We start from the raw sequence: 22,337 nt of genomic DNA, 5'->3' as shown, positions 1-22,337 counted from the left end.
CGGAAAGCCTTGCTACGCCTGGTGCTGGAAAATTATGTCGCCAAACTTGGGTTTCTTCACCAAATTCTGATTGTTAATAATAGAATTGGCACTCATAGAAATCGCACCTGAAATAAACATCCATGGGAGTAACCCAGTAAACACAAATATCGGGAAATTTTCTATTTGAATCCTAATAATGAGTTTGAATGCGAATGTATATACCAGGAGAAGCATGATTGGATGTAAGAACGACCATAGAAACCCAATAACTGAATTTTTATATTTCAACTTAAGTTCTTTAATCGTCAAATTATAAAGTAGATCTTTATGTGAAAAAAAACTTTTAATATTAATCATCTAACTGCCCACTCTTCCTTATCTAATCCATATTCAATAGAACTTAGAACTGTTTCTAATACCGTCTCTCTGTGAAGATCAATGATTATCTTTAAAAATTCAGGCCTTCCCCAAAACCATAATAATTTACGGTGATAAAATCGCAAGCATATACATCTTGGTTTAAATTTAAATTAATCCCCCCTACTCCTCCAACTCAAAACCATTGTCAAAATGGTCTTCGATATCTCTTTTCCCTTGCCGGTTACAATAATGATATCCTTAAACTCATGATGCGACCGCTTCTTCCACAATATATTAAGTCGTGGGTTACCTACGATCGAAAAGCATTTTCTTCGGCAAGGCTTTTATTGCAGGCAGAGAGCACGTGCCAAGACCTACCGCCCGCATGAAGGCTTTACGAATCATCATTGTTCTACAAAACCTCCAAATATTCCTCAGAACATAACAATATCTTACCAAAGAAGATCATGCATTGTATATAAATTTAAGTTTCCAAGATTGCCTTGAGTCTTTCTTTATGGCGTTATTCCTTGTCCTCTGTTAAAATAATAACTTGTCATAGGGTTGCAGCATTCGCCAAATAAAGGAGAATTTTGTATGAAGGGCCATAAGCCGAAGGGCAAAGCCGCACATGTTCAGGCAAACGACTTGAAAATCCGGGATTTCTCTTTACTCCACATGCTTTCATTACTAGGTTTCATAGCTTTCCTACTCATCTTCCCCTTCAAAGCTGCGTTATTCAACGGCTTTGACATCAGTTTCGAAGGCCGCATTTACGGGGCCGTCATCTACATATCGCTCCTGTTTCTAACCTTCAGCATCTACTTGCTCTGGAAGTGGAAGGTCGACAGCGTTCAATCTTATATTTCAATTTTCGCCATGCTGATTCCTTTATCTTACTCTCTCTCTTCGATCAATGCAGTCTCTCGCTACTCCGCTTCCTTGATGACGCTGGTGATGTTCATGCTCACCGCCTTCTATATTATCGGTCTGTTCCTCGCGCAAAAGAAGCTGGCCAGCCAAATGATTGTGCTAACCCTGCAATCCGCCGCGTATATGGTGGTCCTATTCGGTCTATTGAATCTGTTCGGTCAAGTCTATTACCCGGATGGTCTGTGGCTGGCGGATAACGGCTACCGGCTTACATCGGTTTTCCAATATTCCAATGCATACGCCGCCTTTCTGTCAGCCGCCATTCTCGCCGGACTCTACCTGATGACCGAATCGACGAAATGGTACGGCAGGTTCGTTCACGCTTTGATGCTGGTTCCGATGATCGTCTCCTTTTTCCTGACCTACTCGCGTGGGGCCATTGTTCTCTTGCCGGTCATTATTTTGTTGATCTTGCCGCTGCTGCGCTTTAAACAGCAAATCTGGTATCTGGTTCACTTCTTCATAGCCGGTGTTTTATCGCTTGCAATTCTGGGTAAAATTACCGAGAACTACATCGACATCGCGGCGGTCGTTCAACCGCAAGGCGAGAAGCCGGCCCAGGCCATTTCCGTCTTCAGCGGTTTGCCGTTGCAAAGCTGGGCCATCATGATCGGAGCTTCCGCGCTGGCGGCGTGTCTCAGCTTGCTCCTGTCCACACGCTTGGAAGCGTGGTTGAGTTCCAGGACAGAGCGGCTGCAGTCGAGAAAGTGGTCCAGCGTCTTTGTTCCGTCCGCTTTGATTATTGCCGTTCTGTCGGCGGTTCTCTTGTTGTGGGCAAGCAGCGGCATTAACGGACTCCTTCCGGAACCGATCGCTAACCGCCTGGCCAATATCAACTTCCAGCAGAGCAGCGTATTGGAACGCAAAACGTTCTATATCGACGCGCTCAAGGTGTCCCGGGATTATCCGCTGCTTGGCGCCGGCGGCGGCGCATGGGCGTCCCTGTACGAAGAATACCAGAATAACCCTTATGTCAGCCGGCAAGCTCACAGCTTCTTCCTCCAGACGCTGGTCGAGGTCGGTTGGCTCGGACTGCTTGTCATGCTCGCGCTGTTCGCCTTCAGCTTTATCGCATTCCTTCGTATGCGCCGCGACGATCAATTCTATGAGAGCAGAAGGCTGGTTTTCTACATATTCGCGATCGCGATGCTGATGCACAGTTTGATCGATTTCGACATGAGCTATCTCTATCTGGCGGCGATTGTATTCTTCTCCTTGGGAGCGATCGCGGCTCCGTCCGACATGAAAGCTCCTGCGTCTATTATGGCGGTATTGAGCAAACGCGCATGGCTTCGTCTCGTATATCCCGCCGTCCTGATCGTCCTGTCAAGCGGCATGCTTGTCTGGTCCATCAGGGAATATCAGGCCAATCGATTCTACGAGCGAAGCATGTACCTGGCCGTACAGAAGCAGGAAAATCTGGACAACCTGCTGCCCGATCTGAATCGCGCCATGGCGCTCTCACCCTATAATCCGGCCTTTATGCTGACCAAAATCGACTGGATGAGCCAGGCTTACCAAGCGACCAATGATGAAAAATATCGCAACGAGAGAAAAATGATCCTCGATCGAGCGCAACTTTCGGAGCCTTACAATCGTTCAATCTTATTAGCGGCGTATCGTGATTTGAAGGACCGGGGACAAAATGCCGACGTGTTGTCCATCCTGGAAGACGGCATCAACAAATTCCAATGGGATATCAAATTCTATGAAGTGGCGATCATGGAATACTTCACGCTTGGCAGCCAAAACAACGACGGCAACAAGGAAGTCTATTGGCAGAGGGCGCTTGAATTGTACGATGAGGTTGTGCGAAGAATGAAGGAGCTGGAAGAGAAGCTTCCCGAAGCCCAGCTTCAGGGACGGGCTTTCAACGTCACGCCTATGATGGCGCAAGCGATCGGCCAAATCTATTACGACAAGCAGGACTATGCCGCAGCCGTCAACGTATTGGCTCCGCAGCGGGCCGGTGATTATTCCGATGCGTATGTGCGTCAATCGGTAAGGTATTATTTGGCTGCTCTAAACAAAACGGGTCAGAAAGACGATGAATCATTGAGCAGGCTGCTGCAAGCCGATCCCAGTGAGCAAGCGCTTCTGGATGATCTCGCAGGCCGAGGATGATTTTGGATTTTATACAGATATATCAATTTTACCCTATCTTTTTTTCTTTCTCGGAATCTGACACTTCCTTTTCAGGGAATACTCAGCTATAATAGACACTCGAAGGTTGTCTTTTTTTGTCAACTCTCATTGAAAGGAGGTGAAAAAGAAAAATGAAAAAGCTTTTTATGCGTAAAACCGCAGCACTCGTCGCTTCCTTGATGATTATTTCGATGCTTCTGCCGATCGTTGCGCTGGCGGCTGTGGGTTTCCAGGATGTCACGCACAACGGTTCCACCGGCAAAGTCACCGGTAAAATTTACGTTGATTCCACGGTTTACAACACTTACGGGTTTAAAAACTCGGACGGTAAAGTGACGATTAACGTATATGACAAGTCCGGTGATCCTTTAGGCGCTGTCTACGCTACATATCTGACGTATCAGAACGGTTTCAAGACGGATAGCTACTACTATCAATTTGAAGCTGAGGGCTACAACAACAGCTTCAAATTCCCGTTAGGCTTCAGCTTCTGGAACCCGGTTGATTCGACTTATGTTAGCAGCAGCGTTTACTACGGTACAGTGGGTGGCGGTAGCTTTGTTGGCGGCGGAACGATCGGTGGCAGCAACCCCACCACCGACACGATCACCGTTCCGGCTAACGGCAACGTAGACGCAACTGCGCTGGCCGCTGCTCTGGCGGACGGCAAGGCAGTCATCGAAATTTCCGGTGAAGTGGCGAATCTTCCGGCTTCCGCTCTGACGAAGGGTGGTGTCGTGACGATCGTTGCTGACGGTGCATCTTACGAGCTTCCGCTCGACGAATTGAATTTGGCGGAACTGGCGAAATCCCTCGGGGTTGAGCTGTCCGGGTTGACCATCAAGGTCACGATCGCAGAACTTTCCGGCACTGCTGCTGCTACGGCAGCTGCGGCGGTAAAGGCTGTCGACGGTGAATTGGCGGCTCCGATCGTCGAATTCAAGGTTGAAGCGGTAGGCGGCGGCAAGACGCTTGAGCTGAACGGCTTCTCGAAATTTGTGAAGCGTACGATCACGCTGAACGCCGAAGCGACCAACCCTAACCTGTTGGTTGCCGTACGTATTACGGGCAACACGGTAACTCCGGTTCCGACGGACATCGACGGTAAGGAAGCTACCCTGTACAGCCGCTCCAACAGTATCTACACGGTTATCGCGACAGATGCCAAATCCTTCACGGATATGGCTGGCCACTGGGCGAAAGAAGACGTGGAGAAACTGGCTGGCAAGCTGATCGTCAACGGTACGGGCGCTGACAAGTTCGACCCGAAACGCAACGTGACTCGCGCTGAATTCGCCGCGATGCTCGTTCGTTCCCTCGGACTTGACAGTGCAGCCGACGCGACGTACTCGTTCTCCGATGTATCCTCGACTTCGTGGTATGCCGGTTCCGTATCGGCTGCCGCCAAGGCTGGCATCATCAAAGGCGATGGCGGCAAATTCCGTCCGACCGCTGTGATCACGCGTCAAGAGCTGGCTGCTATGAGCGTTCGCGCTCTGGCGTATGCCGGTAAAGAAGTCAAGCTGACGGATGCGCAAGTATCCGAAGCTCTCGCTTCCTTCTCTGACGCAGGATCCCTTACGTGGGCGAAGGCGGAAGTCGCAGCTGCTGTGAGCGCAGGTATCGTGAAGGGTACGGATCAAGGCAAAGTCCTTGCTCTGTCCAGCGCGTCCCGTGCTGAAGCCGCTACGATGGTTATCCGTTATCTGACCAATGCCGGCTTCATTAACTAATGAACCGACAGCGAAAACCACGTCTCGAATGAGACGTGGTTTTTTGTCGTCCTGCCATGAAGCTGACCTTATCTCCTACTTGACAGTCAATGCACGGTAGATCACGACCGCCGCCTCCGCACGGGTTGCCGTACCGTTCGGGTTGAACTTGCCTTTGTTGCCGATCACGAGCCCTTTGCCGGCGGCCAGCGCCACGCCCGCTTTCAGGCTTGCGTTAATGGATGACGCATCGGAGAAGCCTTTGAGCGCTGCATCCGCATCCGCGACATCCTTCGCGCCTGCCGTCACCTTCACCGCCCGGCTGATCATGGCCGCCATCTCGGCGCGGGTAATCGTTGCGTTCGGCGAGAAGATTCTCTCCGGACGTCCGGTGATGATCCCTTGCTTCGCCGCGGCAGCCACATAAGGGGCGAACCATTCCGTTCCTTTCACATCGATGAAGCTTTCCGTCGCCGAACTGGTTTCCAGATCCAGGGCGCCGATCAGCATCTTCGCAAACTCGGCGCGGGTGACTTTGTCCCCCGGCGCGAATACGCCTGCCGCCTTGCCGTTAATGGCCCCCTTGGCCGCAACAACCTGGATTTGGCGGCCTGCCCACGCCTCCACCGACGCGATGTCCTTGAAGGTCACTTTATTCTCGACCACCACATACTTGGAGAACTCGGTGCGCTTCTCTACCAGCTTGCCGTTCACCACTACACCGCCGACAATGCGCAGCCTGCCCTCATCGAGCTTCGCCAGGGCGAGCAGCTGCTCATCCATGCCCGCCGCATTTTTCACCGGGATGCTCACTTCAATCGGCTCGTCGAACGTGGTGACCGCTTGACCGTTGACCGTCAGCCCGAACTCGAACGCATCGGATGCGGCTCCGGCTTGGCTGGCGGCGCCGGTCGATACGGTCAGCTTGACCGCCCCGTCAATCTGTCCCCCAAGCGGAAGAACCGCGCTGAAGCCGGTGCCCAATTCCACCTTGACCCCTGCTATCCCCGCCGCGGCTGCGGCTGCAATCGTTGCTGCGTCCAGACCGACTTCAGCGGCATTGCCGGTTGCCGAATCGACTTTCACGGTCAGTATCAATTCCGGCAGCTCCGCAGCAGCCTCAGGCGCGACCGCCTTCAATTCGTCCACCACTCTTTTAAGGGCATCGATGGTGGATTTCAGATCCGCCATGCCGAGTTGAACGGTCGTTGTGCCGCCCTGGGTTGCCGCTTTACCGGAGGCATCGAAGACGGCAATCTCATTGATCGCCGCTGCCGCGACCGCAACCGCCTGCTCGATCAGCGCCTCGCGTGCTTCTCCGGTGGCATTGGCGATCGCATTTTGCAGGTCGTCAATCTTGTCTACGGCTTGATTGGCGAGCTGAGTCGGTCTTTCCACCGGCGGCGCTGTCGTCCCCGCACCGGAACCCGAACCCGAACCGGAACCGGGAGCCGGTTTGTTCAGCTCGATATACGCGAGTCCGATCAGGACGGCGCCCTCTCTGACGGTTTCTCTTTCACCGGTCGTCAATTTAGCGTTAAAGCCGAGGATTACGTCTTTCGTTACCGTTTCGTCGATTCCATAATACTTCAGTAATTTCGTAACCGGGATGTCTTTCGCCATCACTTTACTCAATACTTGCTGGAGAACGGCGTTGCGTTCTTCCCGGCTGTTATTGATCGCATACAGCTCGGACAGCGTCTTGCCTTGCAGGATTTTCAGGCCTTCCTCTTCAACTGAGGAAATAAAACCGGTGATATGCGCAACGGTAAGATCCGTTAATTGGGTAGCGCCGGAGGCGGCAGCAACCAGCTTGTTCAGAACCGCGCGAAGCTGCGGCCGGTTTCGGATCTCTTCAATATGCTCGCCGTCCACGTCATAAGGAACGGTCACGAGAGCGGCGAAGAAGCCATACAGCTCTTTTTCTTCATCGGCGCTCAGGTCTGCTCCTGCTTTTGCTTCGATTTTGGCGATCGGAACCCGAATCAGTTCCAGGTTGTTATTGGCACCGGGATCAAGGAATTTCGTCTTCAACAACGCCCGGGCCTGGCGAATTTTCGTCAAGTCCGCTGCGGACAATTTGCCGCGAAGCGCGGCAAGTTTGTCCATAAACGCCTGGTCGATGAAATCGTCGCCGGCCGCGCTGGCCGTCCTTGTGAATCCGATCTTCTCCGCCAGGCCTTGCTGGCTCAGCGGAAGCCCGGCGAAAGCCGAGACGGCGACCGACGCCGCCAGTGTCGTGACTGCAAGCTTCTTTCTCAACGTCATTAATCCACTCACCTCTACCCATTCTTTATAAGTTATGTAAAAATGCCGGATATTTTCCTCCATAAGCTGCGTTCACCGGCATGAATAACCGGGCTGTTGTCCAGACTGCCGCCTATTAACAGCCGACGGGCGTTGCTTTCGGCCGTCTGCCTCCACACCGCTCCCAACTCTTGCCCGATTCTATCGTAGGCCTGCAGCAGCCGAAAACCCCGCCGGTCAACGTGATGCGCGTCCGATGCGACGAGGTGAATCCACCCCCGTTCGCACAGCGACCAGGCTTGCCGCTCGATCCGCTTGCCGAAGCCGCCAAGCAGGGAATGCGCCGTTACCTGCGCGTATGCGCCCGCCTCGACCAATTCCCCCAACCGCTCCGGATGCCGAACGATCTCCGCATTCCTCTCCGGATGGGCGATGACCGCTCTTAAACCCAGCATATCCAGCTCATGCAGCAGATCGGGCATCCCTTTCGGGATGAAGTCCGGCGGCAGCTCGATCAGCACATAATTCGACTGGTTGAGCGCCAGAAGCTCGCCGCGGGACCAGGCATCCAGCAGATCGTCGTGCACCCTGATCTCCTGCCCCGGCCGTACGGTCAGCGGTATGCCGGCAGCCGCCAACCGGTCATTCGCCTCGCGCACCAATTCCAGCACACCGCTTGCGGGATTCAGGTCGCGTCCGTTGGCGTGATGGGGGGTGGCAACCACCTCCGTAATGCCTTCCGCGGCGGCCGCCCGCGCCAGCCGGACCGTTTCCGTCCAATCCGCCGCCCCGTCGTCAATGCCGGGCAATAGGTGGGTATGCATATCGATCATCGGACTCACCTGCGACACGAAGTGTATGGGGTTGACTAAAACCAATTCCAAATCAACGATGGCACTTCACATTGTAACATACAAATTCTTGCTTTAGGTAGTCTTTTTTATTCATAATGAATAATATAAAGATTTTTAAGCCGTAAAATCAACCCATATTGAATAATTAGCACACTTGTCGAAGGGCGATCTTCCCGGGGCTGACTTTGGCTTGGGTGCAGTTGCCGGTGATGAAACGGGCTTCATAGCAGGCGCAGGCAGTTACTTTTTTGTCGCGTTCCATATTGCCGTTTCACAGCCTTTAGGGCAAAAAGAAAAAGCCTGCCATATTGGTAGACTTTTGGTATAATAGATTTGTACATAACCGTGCGGGTCGTTCCTCTCCCTGAGGGGGGTGGGACGAATGAAGAACAGAAATGACTTCCTACTGCTTTTTGCGGCAGGAAGCTTCCTGATCGCCCTTCTCACGTTCATCGCCGAATCCCGGCATTGATTGTAGTATTGGCCGTTAACTGACGAGGGACCCCTCGGTTAGCCGCCACAGGGTCCCTCCTTAAACATTCTTCGGAGGGGTTCACCCTCGCGGTTGGTACACACCAGGGGGCTGTTAGCGCAGCCTCCTTTTGCTGCCTTGACCATATCACAAACCCTTTATGCTTGCAATAGGTTATCATATGTCTAACTCGGCACGTGTAGCAACAAAGTACATATATCATTCACCTCAACTTCCTCACGGGAAGGCCGGCCACCCCCTCCTGATGGACCACAGGAATGTTCAAGAGGCCGGTGAACCGTAAACTTCAGTATGAGAAAGCAAACCGCCTATGTGGTATAATGATAAGAAAGATGACTATCGGAAAATATTGCAGTTCATTTCGAAAGGGGTTTGATGATGAAGCGGATAAATGTTTCAGTTGACGAAAATGACTTGCAGAGGTTAAAAGATTGGTTCCATTCAACTTCAGATGATGAAGCTGTTCGCTCCGCGATTTCTCATGTGCTTAACCAAAAGGCGTACAGTGATTTGCTCGAGTTTGAAGGCAAGATAAAGTGGGAAGGCAATCTGGATGACATCAGAACGGATCGCCAATGATTTTGGTGGATACCAGTGTGTGGATCGACTTTTTCAATGGTACTGAATCGCTGGAGAAAGATCAGCTTCGTCAACTTATAATCAGCAATACCCGGATATGTTTGACTGACCTTATTCTCACAGAAATTTTGCAAGGGATTCGGGACGATCATCAATATGAACGAGTAAAAAACACCTTGCTGCAATTGAACATCTTGCATGCCGTAGTAAGGGTTTTACGGTTAGAAAAACCAACGATTGCTTGATCGCAGCCATTACGATTCAGTCTCATGGTCACTTGTTGCACAAAGATAAAGACTTTGAAGCTATTGCGCAATGTGTTGAATTACAATTGTATTCGTCTAATTGAGGGGACCACCCCATTTTCATGGATTCCGCCACGAAGTGCAAAACCTGCACTTGGTTAGGCGGAAAACGCCCGTTTTCTCGAAGTGAAGTGCAAAACCTGCACCTGATTTCGAGAAAACGGGCGTTTTCCGTTGAAATCCTGCATGTGTCTTGCATATTTTGCACCTCGTCAACTTTTTTCGTTTCATCCTTTACCATCGACCATTTGTTTGGTATATTGTTTGTACCGCACATATGTTCGTTTCGTATTCTAGAAGGATACATGATGACTGATGTCGAAATACCATGCGAAAATAATGCATTGGAGCGTAACGATGGTACCTAAACCGACGCCAATTTATCATATAACGGACTTAACGAATATGCAGTCTATATTGGACAATAACGGGCTACATTGCACCAACGTCATGGAGACTAAAGGAATCCGTTTTACTGACATCGCATACGATAATATCCAAACAAGACGCTCGAAAGTCCGTGTTCCACTCGAACCTTTAGGGTATTTGCATGACTACGTGCCATTCTATTTCGCACCACGTTCGCCGATGCTTTACACGATTAACCTAGGAAATGTCCTGCAACACAAAAAAGGTCAAGGATCCATCATATATTTAGCTTCTACAGTGGAAACAGTAATGAAGGCTCGCATTCCTTTTGTGTTTACAGATGGACATGCTGCGATGTATTACAGTGATTTCTACAACTCGGTTGACAATTTGGATCAAGTCGATTGGAACGTGATGTCGTCCCGATATTGGAATGATACAGATGAATACCCGGATAGAAAACGCAAACGTCAGGCTGAATTTTTAGTTTTCGAAAGTTTCCCGATACATTGCATAACGGAAGTCGGGGTAATAAACACTAATGTTAAATTGCAGGTTGACAACATTTTCAGTGCAAATTCCGTGAATATACCCGTTAACGCAAGGCTAGATTGGTATTATTGAACGAGGTGAAATCGTTGATCGAATACAAAACAGGAAATTTGCTGGAAGCTGATGTTCAAGCCCTGATCAATACGGTTAACTGTGTTGGCGTTATGGGGAAAGGAATTGCTCTTCAATTCAAGCAAGCATTTCCGAAAAATTATAATGAATATGTAAAGGCATGCAATGCGAATCTTGTTGTTCCCGGAAAGATGTTTATCGTGGACAACGAGTCATTGCTCAACCCCCGGTATATCATAAACTTTCCTACAAAAAGACATTGGAAAGGTAAATCAAGAATCGAGGATATTGAGGGCGGTTTGGTTGACTTAATGCACCAGATAAGAGCGAGAGAAATCACTTCCGTAGCCGTCCCCCCTCTGGGGTGCGGTAATGGAGGTTTGAACTGGGAACAAGTTCAACCACTCATTGAACAGGCCGCCGAGCAACTGCCTAATGTTATGTTTTGGGTTTATCCGCCTTCCGGAAGTCCCCAGCCGGATAAAATTAAAATCGGAACAAAGCGGCCCAAGTTGACAAGGGCCAGAGCTTTAATCATTATGTTAATGAACCACTATGGCAAACCGGGTTATAGATTGTCTTTGTTAGAGATCCAAAAATTAGCTTATTTTCTTCAGGAAGAAGGGGAACCGTTAAAACTTCAATATGAAAAAGGAAAATATGGACCCTATGCGGAGAATCTGAATCATGTGTTACAGCGGCTAGAAGGACATTTCATCCGTGGATATGGTGATAGAAGCAGGGAGGCGCAAGTTTATCTGTTGCCCGACATATATGAAGAGGCGCGGAGTTACTTGGAGCATGAAAATGATCCCGGGACTATGAAAAAACTAGAATCCGTAAAAACTCTTATTGAAGGTTATGAAACTCCCTATGGTTTGGAATTGCTCTCCACTGCACATTGGATCATGAAAACCTATTCGGAAGCACGAACTGATCAAGCTGCATTGCTACACCATTTCTTCAGTTGGAACGATCGAAAAAAAGAGGTTTTTAAAAAAACTCATATACTAAAAGCATGGGAACATCTTAAGAAAACAACTTCAGTGGCGGAAGCGGTTTACAGAGCTTAAACATAGTTATGTCCGCCAGGCAATAAAAAAAGCGCCCTCCTTTGCCGGTTTAATCTTCAAAGCCGGCAAGGGGGCGCTTCTGCTTTATTTTGAACCCGTAAATACTACCCTTTCACATCAAACGAGCTTTTCAGCGAGACGATCCGGTTGAACACCGGCCGGCCGGCCGCCGACAGCTTCGGATCGACGTTGAAGTAGCCGTGGCGGAAAAATTGATACTTGTCGTGGCCGGCCGCTTCCTTCATGTTGGGCTCGACGAAGCCTTGCAGCACCTCGAGCGAGTTCGGGTTGATGCATTCGAGGAACGCCTTCCCGTCCTCCTCCGCCTCGTCCGTGATCAGCGGCTCGTAGAGCCGGAACTCGGCCGGGACCGCCTGGGAGGCCTCCACCCAGTGGATCGTTCCCTTGACCTTGCGTCCGGTGAAGCCGGTGCCGCTCTTCGTCTCCGGATCGTACGTGCAGCGCAGCTCGACCACGTTGCCTGCCTCGTCCTTCACGGCCTCCTCGCATTTAATGAAGTACGCGTTCTTGAGCCGAACCTCGTTGCCGGGGAACAAGCGGAAATATTTCGCCGGCGGATTCTCCATGAAATCGTCCTGCTCGATGTAGATCTCGCGGGAGAACGGAATTTGGCGCGTGCCCATGTCCGGATTCTCCGGGTTATTTTCCGCATCCAGATACTCGACCTGTCCCTCCGGATAGTTCGTGATCACGACCTTCAGCGGCTGCAGCACGGACATGGTGCGCAGCGCCTTCAGCTTCAGATCCTCCCGGATAAAATGCTCCAGCATCCGCTCATCCACGGTGCTGTACGCCTTGGCTACGCCGATCTCGCGGCAGAAGGCGCGGATCGCCTCCGGCGTAAACCCTTTGCGGCGCAAACCGGAAATCGTCGGCATGCGCGGGTCGTCCCAGCCGTCCACAACGCCTTCATCCACGAGCAGCTTCAGCTTCCGCTTGCTCATGACCGTGTTGGTCAGGTTCAGCCGTGCGAATTCGTATTGATGCGGCGTCGCTTCCATCTCGCATTCCGCGACCACCCAATCGTATAAAGGCCGCTGATCCTCGAATTCGAGCGTGCAGATCGAATGGGTAACCCCCTCGATCGCGTCGCTGAGCGGATGCGCATACGCATACATCGGATAGATGCACCAGGCGTCGCCCGTCCGGTGATGATGCGCATGGGAAATGCGGTAAATGACGGGATCGCGCAGATTGATGTTCGGCGAAGCCATGTCGATCTTGGCGCGAACGACCTTTTCCCCGTCCTTGAACTCGCCTGCCCGCATCCGCGCGAACAGGTCCAGGTTCTCCTCGACGCTCCGGCCGCGACAAGGGCTCTCCCGGCCCGGCTCCGTCAGCGTGCCGCGCGTCTCGCGGATTTGATCGGCGTTCAGGTCGTCGACGTACGCCTTGCCTTTCTTGATCAACAGAACCGCCCGCTCATACAGCTCCTCGAAATAATCCGACGCGAAACGAAGCTCATCCCACTCGAAGCCGAGCCAGCGCACGTCCTCCTGGATCGACTCGACGTATTCCGTATCTTCCTTAACCGGGTTCGTGTCGTCAAACCGCAGGTTCGTCCGTCCGTTGAACTCGTCGGCAAGCTCGAAGTTGAGGCAGATCGACTTGGCATGCCCGATATGCAGATAACCGTTCGGCTCGGGCGGGAACCGCGTGACGATCTCGTTCACTTTGCCGGCCTTCAGATCCTCGATGACGATGTTTTTGATGAAGTTGGAGGAGGCGGAGGATGTCTTGTTCTCCATGGCGATCAACCTTTCTGAGCGATGAAAATTAGTATCCTCCTATCATACACAATATTTGCGCGAATTATAAGAGCGGGCCGAGCCTGAATGAGCATGGATCGAGTAGGGACCGGCAGTAGTTGACCAGCTTACAAGGTGCAATCCATGCACCTGAATTAATGCGGTCGGCTGCGATGAGATATCAAGATGCATAGCGTACACCTTGTTCAGGGGTTTTTCGGATAAAATCCGGATTTGGGGTCAACAAGGTGCAGGTTTTGCACTTGGTTTGGACAAAACGAGTGAAAAGATGAAAACAAGGTGCAGGTTTTGCACCTTGCGCGTTGCCGAACGACATCGCAGGATCAAGCTCTCAAGCAGGGGAGGCATGGCTATGATTGCGTTGGGCTTTTGGTCAGCCTTACACGGTGCAAGCACCGCGCCATTCCCGCTTGCGCGCTGAAGGCCGCCCCCGCCAGGCACCGGCCTCCACAAATTTTTTCGCCCTCCGCCTTCGTCACCAAAGCTGCTTCTGCAGCCACGGCAGAAAGCCGACCAGATTCAGCATGACCAGCAGCAGCAGAATCGGCGCCAGACAACGAAGCGCGGCAATCCATACCCGGAACCACCCGGCCGAGATTCCCGCCTCTTCGCCCGCCTTTTGCCAGATATAGCCCGCGAACACCGAGACCGCCAGCCCGCCGACCGGCAAAATGACGTTCAACGAAATGAAGTCCATCCAGTCGAAGAATGATTTGCCCGCAAACCGGAGGCCCGGCAGCGCGTCTCCGGCCGACAGCGCCGACGGCAGACCGACCAGGAAGCACGCAATCCCGGTAAGCGCGGCCGCTTTCGACCGGCTCAAACCGAATTTCTCCCGCACATACGCGACCGGAACCTCGAGGATGGACACCGCCGAGGTGAGTGCCGCGATGGCGAGCAGAATGAAAAACAAGCCGCCGACGGCCAGCGCCGCCGAGCCGAGCGATTGTCGGCGCTCCACATACGCCCCGTAAGTGATCATAATGCCCATACCGAGCGACAATGAGAAAAAGGCGTGTCCGAGCGCGACCAGCGCCGCCTCCCCGGTCAGCTTGGAGAAGTCCGGCCGGAGGAAAAAGGCCTCGCCCTCTCCCGCGCCTTCCAGCGTTAATGCGCGAACGGCCAGCATGATCAGCAGAAGGACAAGCCCCAGGCGATGCTATCCGTTCACCATTGTCCGCCCTCGTGATGCTCGAAAAAAACGCTGCCGCCCAGGAACCGGTCGCGCTCCATGGCCGAATCGAACGTGCCGTATGCGAGCATCAGCTTGACGAGCGCCGCCTCTACCGAAATTTTCGGCAGCCCGACGACCATGCCTTGGCCGAGAAAACCGGCAGCTGAGCGGTATTGGTCGGCATCCGCCGCCTTCACGGGCGCGACATAGACGTCGATGCCCTGTGAAGCGCAATAGGCGGCGAACTCCTCGAACGAGGAGCTGAAGCCCTCCGCCGCCTGCACATTGGCGGTCGCGGAGTGGTACAAGCCGTGCAGCACCGCCGCCGGCTTGCGACGGGCGGCGCCTCCGCCGCCGTCGAAACGATATAAGCGGTAATCCAGTCCCGGATACGGCCGGATGAACAGGATGCCGGTGGAAAAGCGCACGCGCTCGGGCGGCACGGCCGGCGTCCGGTCCGCGCGCAAGGCGGACACCTCCGGATTCACCTCGTGCGCCGCCGGTTCGAACAAGCCTCCCCGCATATACCCGAACGGTGTGCCGTAGGGGCCGTCGAACCGGTCGGTGAACGGCAGCGCCTCCGTCACCCGGGTCCCCAGGTAGACGGCGCACGCGCCCGGGTCGTTCGCCCACGTCGCGTACACGCCCGGCAGCGCGGCGTCCATAATGAAGTCGGCGGCGGCCGCGAAGTTGCGCAGCCCGTTGCTGCGCGCGTCCCCGAGCGGGTAATCGCCGGCGACAAGCACGATCGGAACCGGCGCGTGGGCAAAAGCATAGCTGAGCGCCGCCGCGGTGAACGGCAGCGTATCCGAGCCGTGCGTCACGATAATGCCCCGGTATTGCTCGGGCGCCCGCTCAAGCAGACAGGCAATCAGCTCCGTCCAATGCGCCGGGTTCAGATTCTCGCTCAGCGCCTGATAGGGCTGCGCCGTATCGAAAGCGATATCCCGCGCGCCTTCAAGGCCGCGGTACCTTCCCAGCAGCTCGAACGCCATCGCATCGTCGACGTCGATGACTTTGCCGCTTTTCCGGCTGCCGATCGTCCCGCCGGTGAAGACGACCCGGATCGCGTCCCGCATGCCTACTCCTCCCTCCGTCAGCCTTTTAGAGCAAAGCCTCGATGTCCTGCTTCAAATCCTCCGGCTCCGTCTTGGGGTCGAACCTTTGCACCGGATTTCCCTGCCGATCGATCAGGAACTTCGTAAAATTCCACGGAATCTTCTCCCCGTCGCCTCCGGTCAAATAGACGAACAACGGATGGGCATGCTCGCCCTTGACGTCGACCTTCCCGAACATCGGGAACGTAACGCCGTAATGGACGCTGCAGAACCGTTCGACCTCCTCGTTGCTGCCCGGTTCCTGCTCCGCGAACTGGTTGCACGGGAAGCCGAGTATTTCCAGCCCGCGGTGCTTATAGGTATCGTACAGCTTCTGCAAGCCTTCATATTGCGGCGTCAAGCCGCACTTGCTGGCCGTGTTGACGATGAGCAGCACCTTGCCCTCAAACGCCTCCAGCGGCATCTCCCCGCCCTTGATCGTGCGGGCCGTGAACGGGTGGATCGACATATGCTCTTCCTCCTTCATTTCCTCGGATCATCCCTGCCGGCGGGGCGATAAACCGCCTCCCGCCGCCATGTGCCTACACTTTATCACGCCGGATTCGGCGCGTCAAAATAACCAAAAACAAGTCAAACATTGTGATAATATTCACAATATATTTTCCGTTTTCGCTCTATACTTAAGCCATAAGGAACACCAAGTAATACCAAGCATCGTAAAGGAGTGATACCCGATGCAGCCTTCAATCGCTTCGGCATCCCGATCCCGTTCTCGATCTGCCTGACAACCAATTATCCAAACCGCCTTACACGCAAGCACAGCATTAAAATCTATTGGGGAGTGAACGGTCATGATGAAATTTTGGAGAGAGAATGTTTACGCAGCTGCAGCACTGTTACTGCTTCGCCTCTATGTCGGCTGGCAATGGTTCGACGCAGGCCTCGGCAAGCTTACGGGCGGATTCGACGCCGGCGGATTCCTGAAAGGGGCGACGGGCAAACCGGTGGCCGCCAAAACCGGCGAGCTGGTCTACCCGACGTACAACTGGTTCCTTGAAGCCTTCGCGATCCCGAACACCAAGCTGATCAACGTCCTGATCCCTTGGGGCGAAACGCTCGTCGGGCTCGGACTCATCCTCGGCACGCTGACGACGGCCGCCATGTTCTTCGGTCTGATGATGAACTTCATGTTCCTCTTCGCCGGCACCGTAAGCACGAACCCTTGGCTGGTGCTGCTCGGAACGCTCATCATCGTCGCAGGCGCCAACGCCGGCCGCTTCGGCCTCGACCGCTACGTCCTGCCGCTGCTCCACAAAGGCATTGACCGTGTCCTTCATCGCAAGCCGAAAGGCACCGCGACGGGCACAGGCTTCCAGGTTTAACACACGGCAACAACAAATCGCCCGGGCGGCACGTGCCGCCCGGGCGATTTGTTGTTCGGCTGTGCGCGTCGGATACCCGGTCCGCCGGACGAGTTATCGTTCGGCTGTGCCGTTCCGTTCCCGTCGCTGCCAGTATCCCGCGTTACTCAACGGCAACGTAAATATCGACCACCGCATTGTCCGGATCGGACGCCCGCGCGTCATACAGCTCGAAATCGCCCGTGTACCGCCTCCGATAGGACGACGCCGCGAAATAAACGTCGATCATCCGCCACGTTTCCGCGGTCACCTTCAGCGCCGGCCCCCGCCTCGTCGTAAAGACGGCGTAATGGCTTTTCGGCAGCCTGACGATTCGGCATCCGTCGCCCGCCGGACCGCCTCGTCCGGTCACTTCATGCCCGATCATAATGGTGCATTTGCCATCCTCGCTCCGGTTGTATTCCGTATAAACGACATAAGTGGGAATCGGATTTTTCGGCTCCGCCTCTTTATTGAAGCAGCGCGCGCTGCCCCGGAATGCCCGCCACAGTTCATCCGCGGCGCTCTGCGGACCGCAGTCCTTCTCCGTCGCCTCGATGTAGACGCCTCCGATCCGCATCTCCTTCAACGCCACGACCTCAGGCTCCATCTTGATCATGCCGCACGCCTCCTTCGCTTCCGTTTTGCCGGGGATAGCCAGCATTGGCCGCATAGCCAGCATTGGCCAGCATTGGCCAGCATTGGCCGATAGCCCGCATAGGCCGCATAACCCTCATAAGCCGCATAGGGGCTATATCTTAACTTACCCGCTTTTGGCGGGGGGCCTGCCCTACGGGGCGGGATTTGTGTCGAAAAAACCGGCGATCTGCAGCTCTTGCCGAAGGATGAAATGCTCGTGTGAAATAATCAGAAATCGTAAGAAAACCGGAGCATCGGCCGCCTCTAGGCGCGATCTCCAGCTTTTTCCGGGTATATTGGAGTTATCTGAATATTTACAATATTTAAATAAGGGGTTATGATAAAGACAAGCAACAACGATATATCACCGCAACGAGCACAGCGTTTATATCTTTCAATTCGGGACATGGTCGCTCGAACGACAACGAATCCCTTTGGATTCAGCGTCCTGGATTGAAAATGATATAAATATCAAATCGGAGAGGGGATAGACCGTTGAAACAGGCAAGCGAAGCATATCTGCAATCTGCTTCACAGCGAGACGCGTGAAGCGGACACAAACCCGTCGGAACGAGGGCGAGATGATAATCGTCGTACATCCGGCGACTGGATATGCGGGACCCGGGAGACGTCAGTCGGATGGAATACAGGCCTTAGGAAAGCCTGGATAACACATGCAAGACCATGCAAGCCAGGTAACAAAGGCAACAAAATTTCAAGGCAAGTAAAGCAACACCAAATATAAGGGAAACAACGAAAGTTGTCGATTGGAGTGTGCTTGGAACAATTGAATAGTTCATTAAACGTAAATTAGGAATGCCGGTTATGAACACATAAGCGGCATTCCTATTTTATTTTGCCTGGATAGCGCCTTCGTAACGGCTTCCAGCACCCGTGGGCCCCGGATCGGCTTGACGATGAAGTCGACGGCGCCCCCATTTGATCGACTCGATGATCTCGTTTTTTGCCTCATGGCCGTGCACATAATGACTTTGGCCCCCGGATCCGCCTTGCGGATTTCCCTGAGCGCCTCGACGCCCTCCATATCCGGCACCGTAAATTTTGCTCCCTCGCGCCGCTTTTGCCGGCCAACCATCGCTGAGGGCGCAATTTTCGCTCCCTCGTACGCTTTTCGCCTTTTTCACCGGAATCCGCCATTATTCGGGGGGGCTTGCCCCTCCGTGACGGACTTTCGGCGGCCGGAAGATCTACCTTTGGGCAGGCCAATATTGAAAAAGAAGAGTGTCTCTTCTCCGTGGAGAGACTACTCTTCTTTTTCCTTGTCGGGATTGTATTCCGTTTTGTCCTCGGATGTTTTTTTCACCGGCTCTTCATAGGGCTCCCGATCCTCATCGTAATACATGTCGGAGGCATCTCCTTTGCTTGTTGATGCTCCCAGCATAATATCCGATCGTTATCAGAATATTATGTGCGTGTTAGACAAGCGTGAAAATTTACGGCGGCCGACTCCGGTATTTGCCGCCCTGGTCCGCTTTTCCCGCCCAATGACCGCTGAGCGTGCGATTCCGCATTCCCGCCGACTTGTCCATACGTCCACGCTCTCCGAGTCCGCGCACCACACTCTCTCTGAGCGAACGGGATAATGGTCAAAAGAAGGCCGTACACTACACTCTCTCTGAGCGAACGGGATAATGGCTAAAAGGATGCGGAAACCCCATTGCCAGGCCTTTCTTGAGCCGCCAAAAAGGCGCATTCCCATGCGACCGTCACACGGTAAACAATGGAACGCGCCTTTTCTATTCAAGCCATTTAACATTGCGACGGTATCCCGGCACGCCGAAGCCTTCGGCATTTACCGTCCGTAGGAATCGTCCGGGTGGTTGTGCGCCCACTCCTTGGCCTGGGACGTCGCAATCGCGATCGCGCGGCCTTCTTCGTATCCGTCCTTCAGCAGCGCGTTGGCGATTTCCACCGCCTTGTCCCTGACGCGCGGGCTGAAGTTTTTGAGCGATTCAGGGTAGTCGCCTTTTCTCCAAGGCATCGCCTATCCCCTCCTCTCTCGTTCTACCGCTTCCTTAATCCAGCCGGCCGGTTGTGCTGCCCATACCGGTTTGATACATATCGGCGTTCAGCGATCGGTTGGTGCGAAAGGTTTCATAAGCATGATGCTCACGCTCCGCATCGGCATTCACAAGCACAAGAATGCGGCCTTCCTCCACGAATCCGCGGTAGCGTTCAGCTTCATCCTCGGGAATGCCCATGCCGATCAAGCCGCCCACAAGGCCGCCGGCGCCCGCGCCGACTGCCGCGCCCGTAAGGGTCGCCGCGATCGGACCGGCCGCGATGATCGGACCGATACCCGGTATGGCGAGCGCGCCGACTCCGGCAAGCAATCCGGTGATGCCGCCGAGCATGCCGCCCGCGGTAGCGCCCGCGGCCAAGCCTTCCGGCGCTTTCGTGCCGGTCTCATCCGCTACATAAGACAACTCATCCTTATCCTTCGCGATGACGGAAATTTCCTCCGTACGGTACCCTTGCCGCTTCAAGCCTTCGATGGCGTTGATTGCGTCATCCTCACGGTCGAACACACCCACGATTTTCCGTTCTTTAGCCATTGTCTTTTCCTCCCGTCTATCGATTCGCACCGCCGCCTTCGCCATTCGGCCGCTTAAGGCCGCAGGCTCGGCAGGACGGCCCGTTGCATAAGTTCTTACCCTTCCCGCCGGAAACGAAAACAAAAGGACCGATGCAAACGGGCCTTAAAGGCGCAAGGTGCAAAACCTGCACCTTGTTTTCGCCGTTTCACCCGTTTTGTCCAAACAAAGTGCAAAACCTGCACCTTGTTGATCCCATTTCCGAGTTTTGGCCGAAAACCGCGAAACAAGGTGTACTCTATGCACCTTGATGTCCCATTGCCCCCCGACCGCTTTAAACAAGGTGTAGAAAATGCACCTTACTTAGTCACAGTACCACCTGTTCAACGTTAATAGGTCGTAAATCCGAGCATTTTCTGGATCGCATAGGCGGTCTGCTTCACGAACGGCAGCTTCGCGTCGTACGCTTCATAAGGAAGCGTATATACGCCGTCCCTGTTGTCCCATAAGCGCTCGAAATAGCCTTCGACCTCGCCGACGATTTTCGACCCGTTCTCCGCCTCGATCATCAGGTCCGCTTCCAGGTTCAGGTCGTCCAGGTTGCGCCGCGTGAAGTTTGCCGACCCGCCGATCACGATCGCCTCTTCCTGCTTCTGAATGAGCATCAGCTTCGTATGGTACTGCTCTTCGCCCGTTTTATACCACCGGATCTTCACCGCTCCGTCCGAACGTTCCGTCAGCTCGGCCGCCACGGGGATGTTCGGCAGCCCGGTTTTCTGCTGGCCGAACGCGTTTTTGTTGGGATCGAGAATGAGCCTGACATCCGCCTTGCGCTCGGCGGCGCCGAGCAGCGCTTTCACGATATCCCTGTCCGCCAGATAGAACATGCCGATCCAGATCCGTTCGCCCGCTTTCGCCTCGTCGATGCTCCGGATCACCCGGTCCGCGATCTTCCCCTCCGTAAGCAGCCGAATCTGGGCGCGGTCCGGCCTCGCAAATTTGTAATCGGCCGTCGCCACGATGCCTTTGTTGGAAGCCAGGCCGGCCTTCGTGAAATCGAGGTCGATTTCGGGACCTCCGGACATCCGGATGACCGCCTGCTCCGCCTTCCATACGTCCTTCAGGATCGGTCCCTCGAACTGAAAGCCGATGTTGCTGTGGTAAGCGCTCGCATCGTGGATGTTGGCGGATGACACGATGGCCGTTTTATCGGTGAGCATCACTTTCCGGTGATTAGCCTTCACATTAAGCAGCTTCATGTACGAACGCAGCGTGGAATCCGGCGCCGTATCGGCTAGCGCATTGGGCACCCAGCCGCGGCCCGATTGGCCGAACCATTGGGCGAATATGCGCCAGAAGCCCGAGTATAGCGGGTTCGAGTCCCGCAGCTTATCCAGATCCGTGAAAAAAACTTCGGCGCCGGCCGCCTTCAGCCGCTCGACCGCGGGCGCCGGGTAGGAGCCGTACATCATATTGATCTCGTCCGTAATCACGATCAGCCGCAACTCCGGATACCGCTCCTTCTGTTTAATCAGCTTGTCGGTGATTTCCTTGGTGAGCGGCGGGAAGCCGGCATCCCTGTCCTGATAGCCGTCCAGCATGAACGTATCCAGCACGATCCAGTGCTCCGCCCGCGCGATCGCCTCCGCCCAAGCGGCGTAGATCTGATCCTCATAGACCCGCTCTCCTCCTCGCTCAAAGGACAGGTTTTGAAGAAACGATACGGAGCCGGTATAGTAGGCTTTGCTCTCAAAAGACAGCCCTTCGGGCAGCGGTTTGTTCGTATGGTAAAGCACGACGGATGCGAACAGCGCAAGGCAGAGAATCGCCGCGATCCATCTTCTGCGGATACGGATAGCCGGCCGTTTCGTTTGGACTTGCTGCTTTTGCGGCGGCATCTCGGCGGCGACATTCGGTTGTGCGGCAGGTGAATGCATGCTGCATGCCACTCCTCTCCGGGTTGCTTTCCTCGATGAAGTAACTTTACCCGGCGCCAAGCGGCCTTGAACCAAGAAGAGCGGCCGCCGCGCGACCCATGAGAAAGC

General features: G+C 53.9%; 19 protein-coding genes and 1 pseudogene. 8 read left to right on the top strand and 12 right to left on the bottom strand.

What is annotated here, in order from left to right; translation table 11 throughout:
• Positions 1-525: 525 nt before the first annotated feature.
• Positions 526-750: pseudogene (locus RWM61_RS20310) on the bottom strand (UTP--glucose-1-phosphate uridylyltransferase); the annotation flags it as partial.
• A 189-nt stretch (positions 751-939) separates the two neighbouring features.
• Between RWM61_RS20310 and RWM61_RS13455 the strand changes: the two are divergent.
• Positions 940-3,399, top strand: a complete 2,460-nt coding sequence (locus RWM61_RS13455) for an O-antigen ligase family protein (protein ID WP_314001575.1) — start codon at positions 940-942, stop codon at positions 3,397-3,399.
• 152 nt (positions 3,400-3,551) lie between these two features.
• Positions 3,552-5,153 carry an S-layer homology domain-containing protein gene (locus RWM61_RS13450; RefSeq protein WP_314001573.1) on the top strand — a complete coding sequence of 534 codons (1,602 nt, stop codon included), beginning with the start codon at positions 3,552-3,554 and terminating at the stop codon, positions 5,151-5,153.
• A gap of 75 nt (positions 5,154-5,228) precedes the next feature.
• Here the strand turns inward: RWM61_RS13450 and RWM61_RS13445 are convergent, their stop codons facing one another.
• Positions 5,229-7,400, bottom strand: a complete 2,172-nt coding sequence (locus tag RWM61_RS13445) for an S-layer homology domain-containing protein (RefSeq protein ID WP_314001571.1) — start codon at positions 7,398-7,400, stop codon at positions 5,229-5,231.
• A 32-nt stretch (positions 7,401-7,432) separates the two neighbouring features.
• Positions 7,433-8,212, bottom strand: a complete 780-nt coding sequence (locus RWM61_RS13440) for a CpsB/CapC family capsule biosynthesis tyrosine phosphatase (protein WP_314001569.1) — start codon at positions 8,210-8,212, stop codon at positions 7,433-7,435.
• 211 nt (positions 8,213-8,423) lie between these two features.
• On the opposite strand from RWM61_RS13440, the gene RWM61_RS13435 reads away from it, so the two are divergent.
• The 5 genes from RWM61_RS13435 (at position 8,424) to RWM61_RS13420 (ending at position 11,676) form a co-directional block, all read left to right on the top strand.
• Positions 8,424-8,561, top strand: coding sequence for a hypothetical protein (locus RWM61_RS13435; protein WP_314001567.1), 138 nt, complete (start codon positions 8,424-8,426; stop codon positions 8,559-8,561).
• Positions 8,562-9,104: 543 nt separating this feature from the next.
• Entirely contained in the window at positions 9,105-9,305 is a 201-nt protein-coding gene (locus RWM61_RS13430) for a hypothetical protein (RefSeq protein ID WP_314001565.1), read from the top strand.
• Positions 9,302-9,550, top strand: a complete 249-nt coding sequence (locus RWM61_RS20305) for a PIN domain-containing protein (RefSeq protein ID WP_399538603.1) — start codon at positions 9,302-9,304, stop codon at positions 9,548-9,550. The genes RWM61_RS13430 and RWM61_RS20305 overlap by 4 nt, the downstream gene beginning before the upstream one ends.
• 417 nt (positions 9,551-9,967) lie before the next feature.
• Complete coding sequence (locus tag RWM61_RS13425; RefSeq protein WP_314001563.1) at positions 9,968-10,603, top strand: DUF4433 domain-containing protein; 636 nt, start codon at positions 9,968-9,970, stop codon at positions 10,601-10,603.
• A 14-nt stretch (positions 10,604-10,617) separates the two neighbouring features.
• Positions 10,618-11,676: a macro domain-containing protein gene (locus RWM61_RS13420; protein WP_314001560.1), complete on the top strand. Its 1,059-nt coding sequence runs from the start codon at positions 10,618-10,620 to the stop codon at positions 11,674-11,676.
• Positions 11,677-11,780: 104 nt separating this feature from the next.
• Here the strand turns inward: RWM61_RS13420 and RWM61_RS13415 are convergent, their stop codons facing one another.
• The 4 genes from RWM61_RS13415 to RWM61_RS13400 form a co-directional block, all read right to left on the bottom strand.
• Positions 11,781-13,445, bottom strand: coding sequence for a glutamine--tRNA ligase/YqeY domain fusion protein (locus tag RWM61_RS13415; protein ID WP_314001558.1), 1,665 nt, complete (start codon positions 13,443-13,445; stop codon positions 11,781-11,783).
• A gap of 496 nt (positions 13,446-13,941) precedes the next feature.
• The gene (locus RWM61_RS13410) at positions 13,942-14,595 is read right to left on the bottom strand and encodes a hypothetical protein (protein ID WP_314001556.1); all 654 of its coding nucleotides are present in this window, start codon (positions 14,593-14,595) and stop codon (positions 13,942-13,944) included.
• 38 nt (positions 14,596-14,633) lie between these two features.
• Complete coding sequence (locus tag RWM61_RS13405) at positions 14,634-15,719, bottom strand: asparaginase domain-containing protein (RefSeq protein WP_314001554.1); 1,086 nt, start codon at positions 15,717-15,719, stop codon at positions 14,634-14,636.
• A gap of 25 nt (positions 15,720-15,744) precedes the next feature.
• Positions 15,745-16,206 (bottom strand): glutathione peroxidase, encoded by a 462-nt coding sequence (locus RWM61_RS13400; RefSeq protein ID WP_314001588.1) that lies wholly within the window; start codon positions 16,204-16,206, stop codon positions 15,745-15,747.
• 343 nt (positions 16,207-16,549) lie between these two features.
• Here RWM61_RS13400 and RWM61_RS13395 point away from each other — a divergent pair, with 343 nt between their 5' ends.
• Positions 16,550-17,080, top strand: a complete 531-nt coding sequence (locus tag RWM61_RS13395; protein ID WP_314001552.1) for a DoxX family protein — start codon at positions 16,550-16,552, stop codon at positions 17,078-17,080.
• A 142-nt stretch (positions 17,081-17,222) separates the two neighbouring features.
• Here the strand turns inward: RWM61_RS13395 and RWM61_RS13390 are convergent, their stop codons facing one another.
• The 5 genes from RWM61_RS13390 to RWM61_RS13370 form a co-directional block, all read right to left on the bottom strand.
• Positions 17,223-17,717: an effector binding domain-containing protein gene (locus tag RWM61_RS13390; RefSeq protein ID WP_314001550.1), complete on the bottom strand. Its 495-nt coding sequence runs from the start codon at positions 17,715-17,717 to the stop codon at positions 17,223-17,225.
• An 843-nt stretch (positions 17,718-18,560) separates the two neighbouring features.
• A complete protein-coding gene (locus RWM61_RS13385) occupies positions 18,561-18,782 on the bottom strand; it encodes a response regulator (protein ID WP_314001586.1) in 222 nt (73 codons plus the stop codon).
• 768 nt (positions 18,783-19,550) lie between these two features.
• Positions 19,551-19,739 (bottom strand): hypothetical protein, encoded by a 189-nt coding sequence (locus tag RWM61_RS13380; protein WP_314001548.1) that lies wholly within the window; start codon positions 19,737-19,739, stop codon positions 19,551-19,553.
• 34 nt (positions 19,740-19,773) lie between these two features.
• Positions 19,774-20,313 (bottom strand): general stress protein, encoded by a 540-nt coding sequence (locus RWM61_RS13375; protein ID WP_314001546.1) that lies wholly within the window; start codon positions 20,311-20,313, stop codon positions 19,774-19,776.
• Between the two features lie 368 nt (positions 20,314-20,681).
• Positions 20,682-22,229, bottom strand: a complete 1,548-nt coding sequence (locus tag RWM61_RS13370; protein ID WP_314001543.1) for a phospholipase D family protein — start codon at positions 22,227-22,229, stop codon at positions 20,682-20,684.
• Positions 22,230-22,337: the final 108 nt, after the last annotated feature.

This window comes from uncultured Paenibacillus sp. (assembly GCF_963515335.1).
GTDB lineage: Bacteria > Bacillota > Bacilli > Paenibacillales > Paenibacillaceae > Paenibacillus_I.
The sequence above is the reverse complement of the archived record's forward strand: the minus strand, read 5'-3'. Positions and strand labels throughout refer to the sequence as shown.

Excerpts from the sequence above, each read along its gene's own strand:
- RWM61_RS13385 (WP_314001586.1), bottom strand. The coding sequence starts at position 18,782 with ATGGAGGGCGTCGAGGCGCTCAGGGAAATCCGCAAGGCGGATCCGGGG.
- RWM61_RS13410 (WP_314001556.1), bottom strand. The coding sequence starts at position 14,595 with ATGCTGGCCGTTCGCGCATTAACGCTGGAAGGCGCGGGAGAGGGCGAG.
- RWM61_RS13405 (WP_314001554.1), bottom strand. The coding sequence starts at position 15,719 with ATGCGGGACGCGATCCGGGTCGTCTTCACCGGCGGGACGATCGGCAGC.
- RWM61_RS20305 (WP_399538603.1), top strand. The coding sequence starts at position 9,302 with ATGATTTTGGTGGATACCAGTGTGTGGATCGACTTTTTCAATGGTACT.
- RWM61_RS13455 (WP_314001575.1), top strand. The coding sequence starts at position 940 with ATGAAGGGCCATAAGCCGAAGGGCAAAGCCGCACATGTTCAGGCAAAC.
- RWM61_RS13450 (WP_314001573.1), top strand. The coding sequence starts at position 3,552 with ATGAAAAAGCTTTTTATGCGTAAAACCGCAGCACTCGTCGCTTCCTTG.
- RWM61_RS13400 (WP_314001588.1), bottom strand. The coding sequence starts at position 16,206 with ATGTCGATCCACCCGTTCACGGCCCGCACGATCAAGGGCGGGGAGATG.
- RWM61_RS13395 (WP_314001552.1), top strand. The coding sequence starts at position 16,550 with ATGATGAAATTTTGGAGAGAGAATGTTTACGCAGCTGCAGCACTGTTA.
- RWM61_RS13390 (WP_314001550.1), bottom strand. The coding sequence starts at position 17,717 with ATGATCAAGATGGAGCCTGAGGTCGTGGCGTTGAAGGAGATGCGGATC.
- RWM61_RS13380 (WP_314001548.1), bottom strand. The coding sequence starts at position 19,739 with ATGCCTTGGAGAAAAGGCGACTACCCTGAATCGCTCAAAAACTTCAGC.
- RWM61_RS13375 (WP_314001546.1), bottom strand. The coding sequence starts at position 20,313 with ATGGCTAAAGAACGGAAAATCGTGGGTGTGTTCGACCGTGAGGATGAC.
- RWM61_RS13440 (WP_314001569.1), bottom strand. The coding sequence starts at position 8,212 with ATGATCGATATGCATACCCACCTATTGCCCGGCATTGACGACGGGGCG.
- RWM61_RS13415 (WP_314001558.1), bottom strand. The coding sequence starts at position 13,445 with ATGGAGAACAAGACATCCTCCGCCTCCTCCAACTTCATCAAAAACATC.
- RWM61_RS13425 (WP_314001563.1), top strand. The coding sequence starts at position 9,968 with ATGGTACCTAAACCGACGCCAATTTATCATATAACGGACTTAACGAAT.
- RWM61_RS13445 (WP_314001571.1), bottom strand. The coding sequence starts at position 7,400 with ATGACGTTGAGAAAGAAGCTTGCAGTCACGACACTGGCGGCGTCGGTC.
- RWM61_RS13430 (WP_314001565.1), top strand. The coding sequence starts at position 9,105 with ATGAAGCGGATAAATGTTTCAGTTGACGAAAATGACTTGCAGAGGTTA.
- RWM61_RS13370 (WP_314001543.1), bottom strand. The coding sequence starts at position 22,229 with ATGCATTCACCTGCCGCACAACCGAATGTCGCCGCCGAGATGCCGCCG.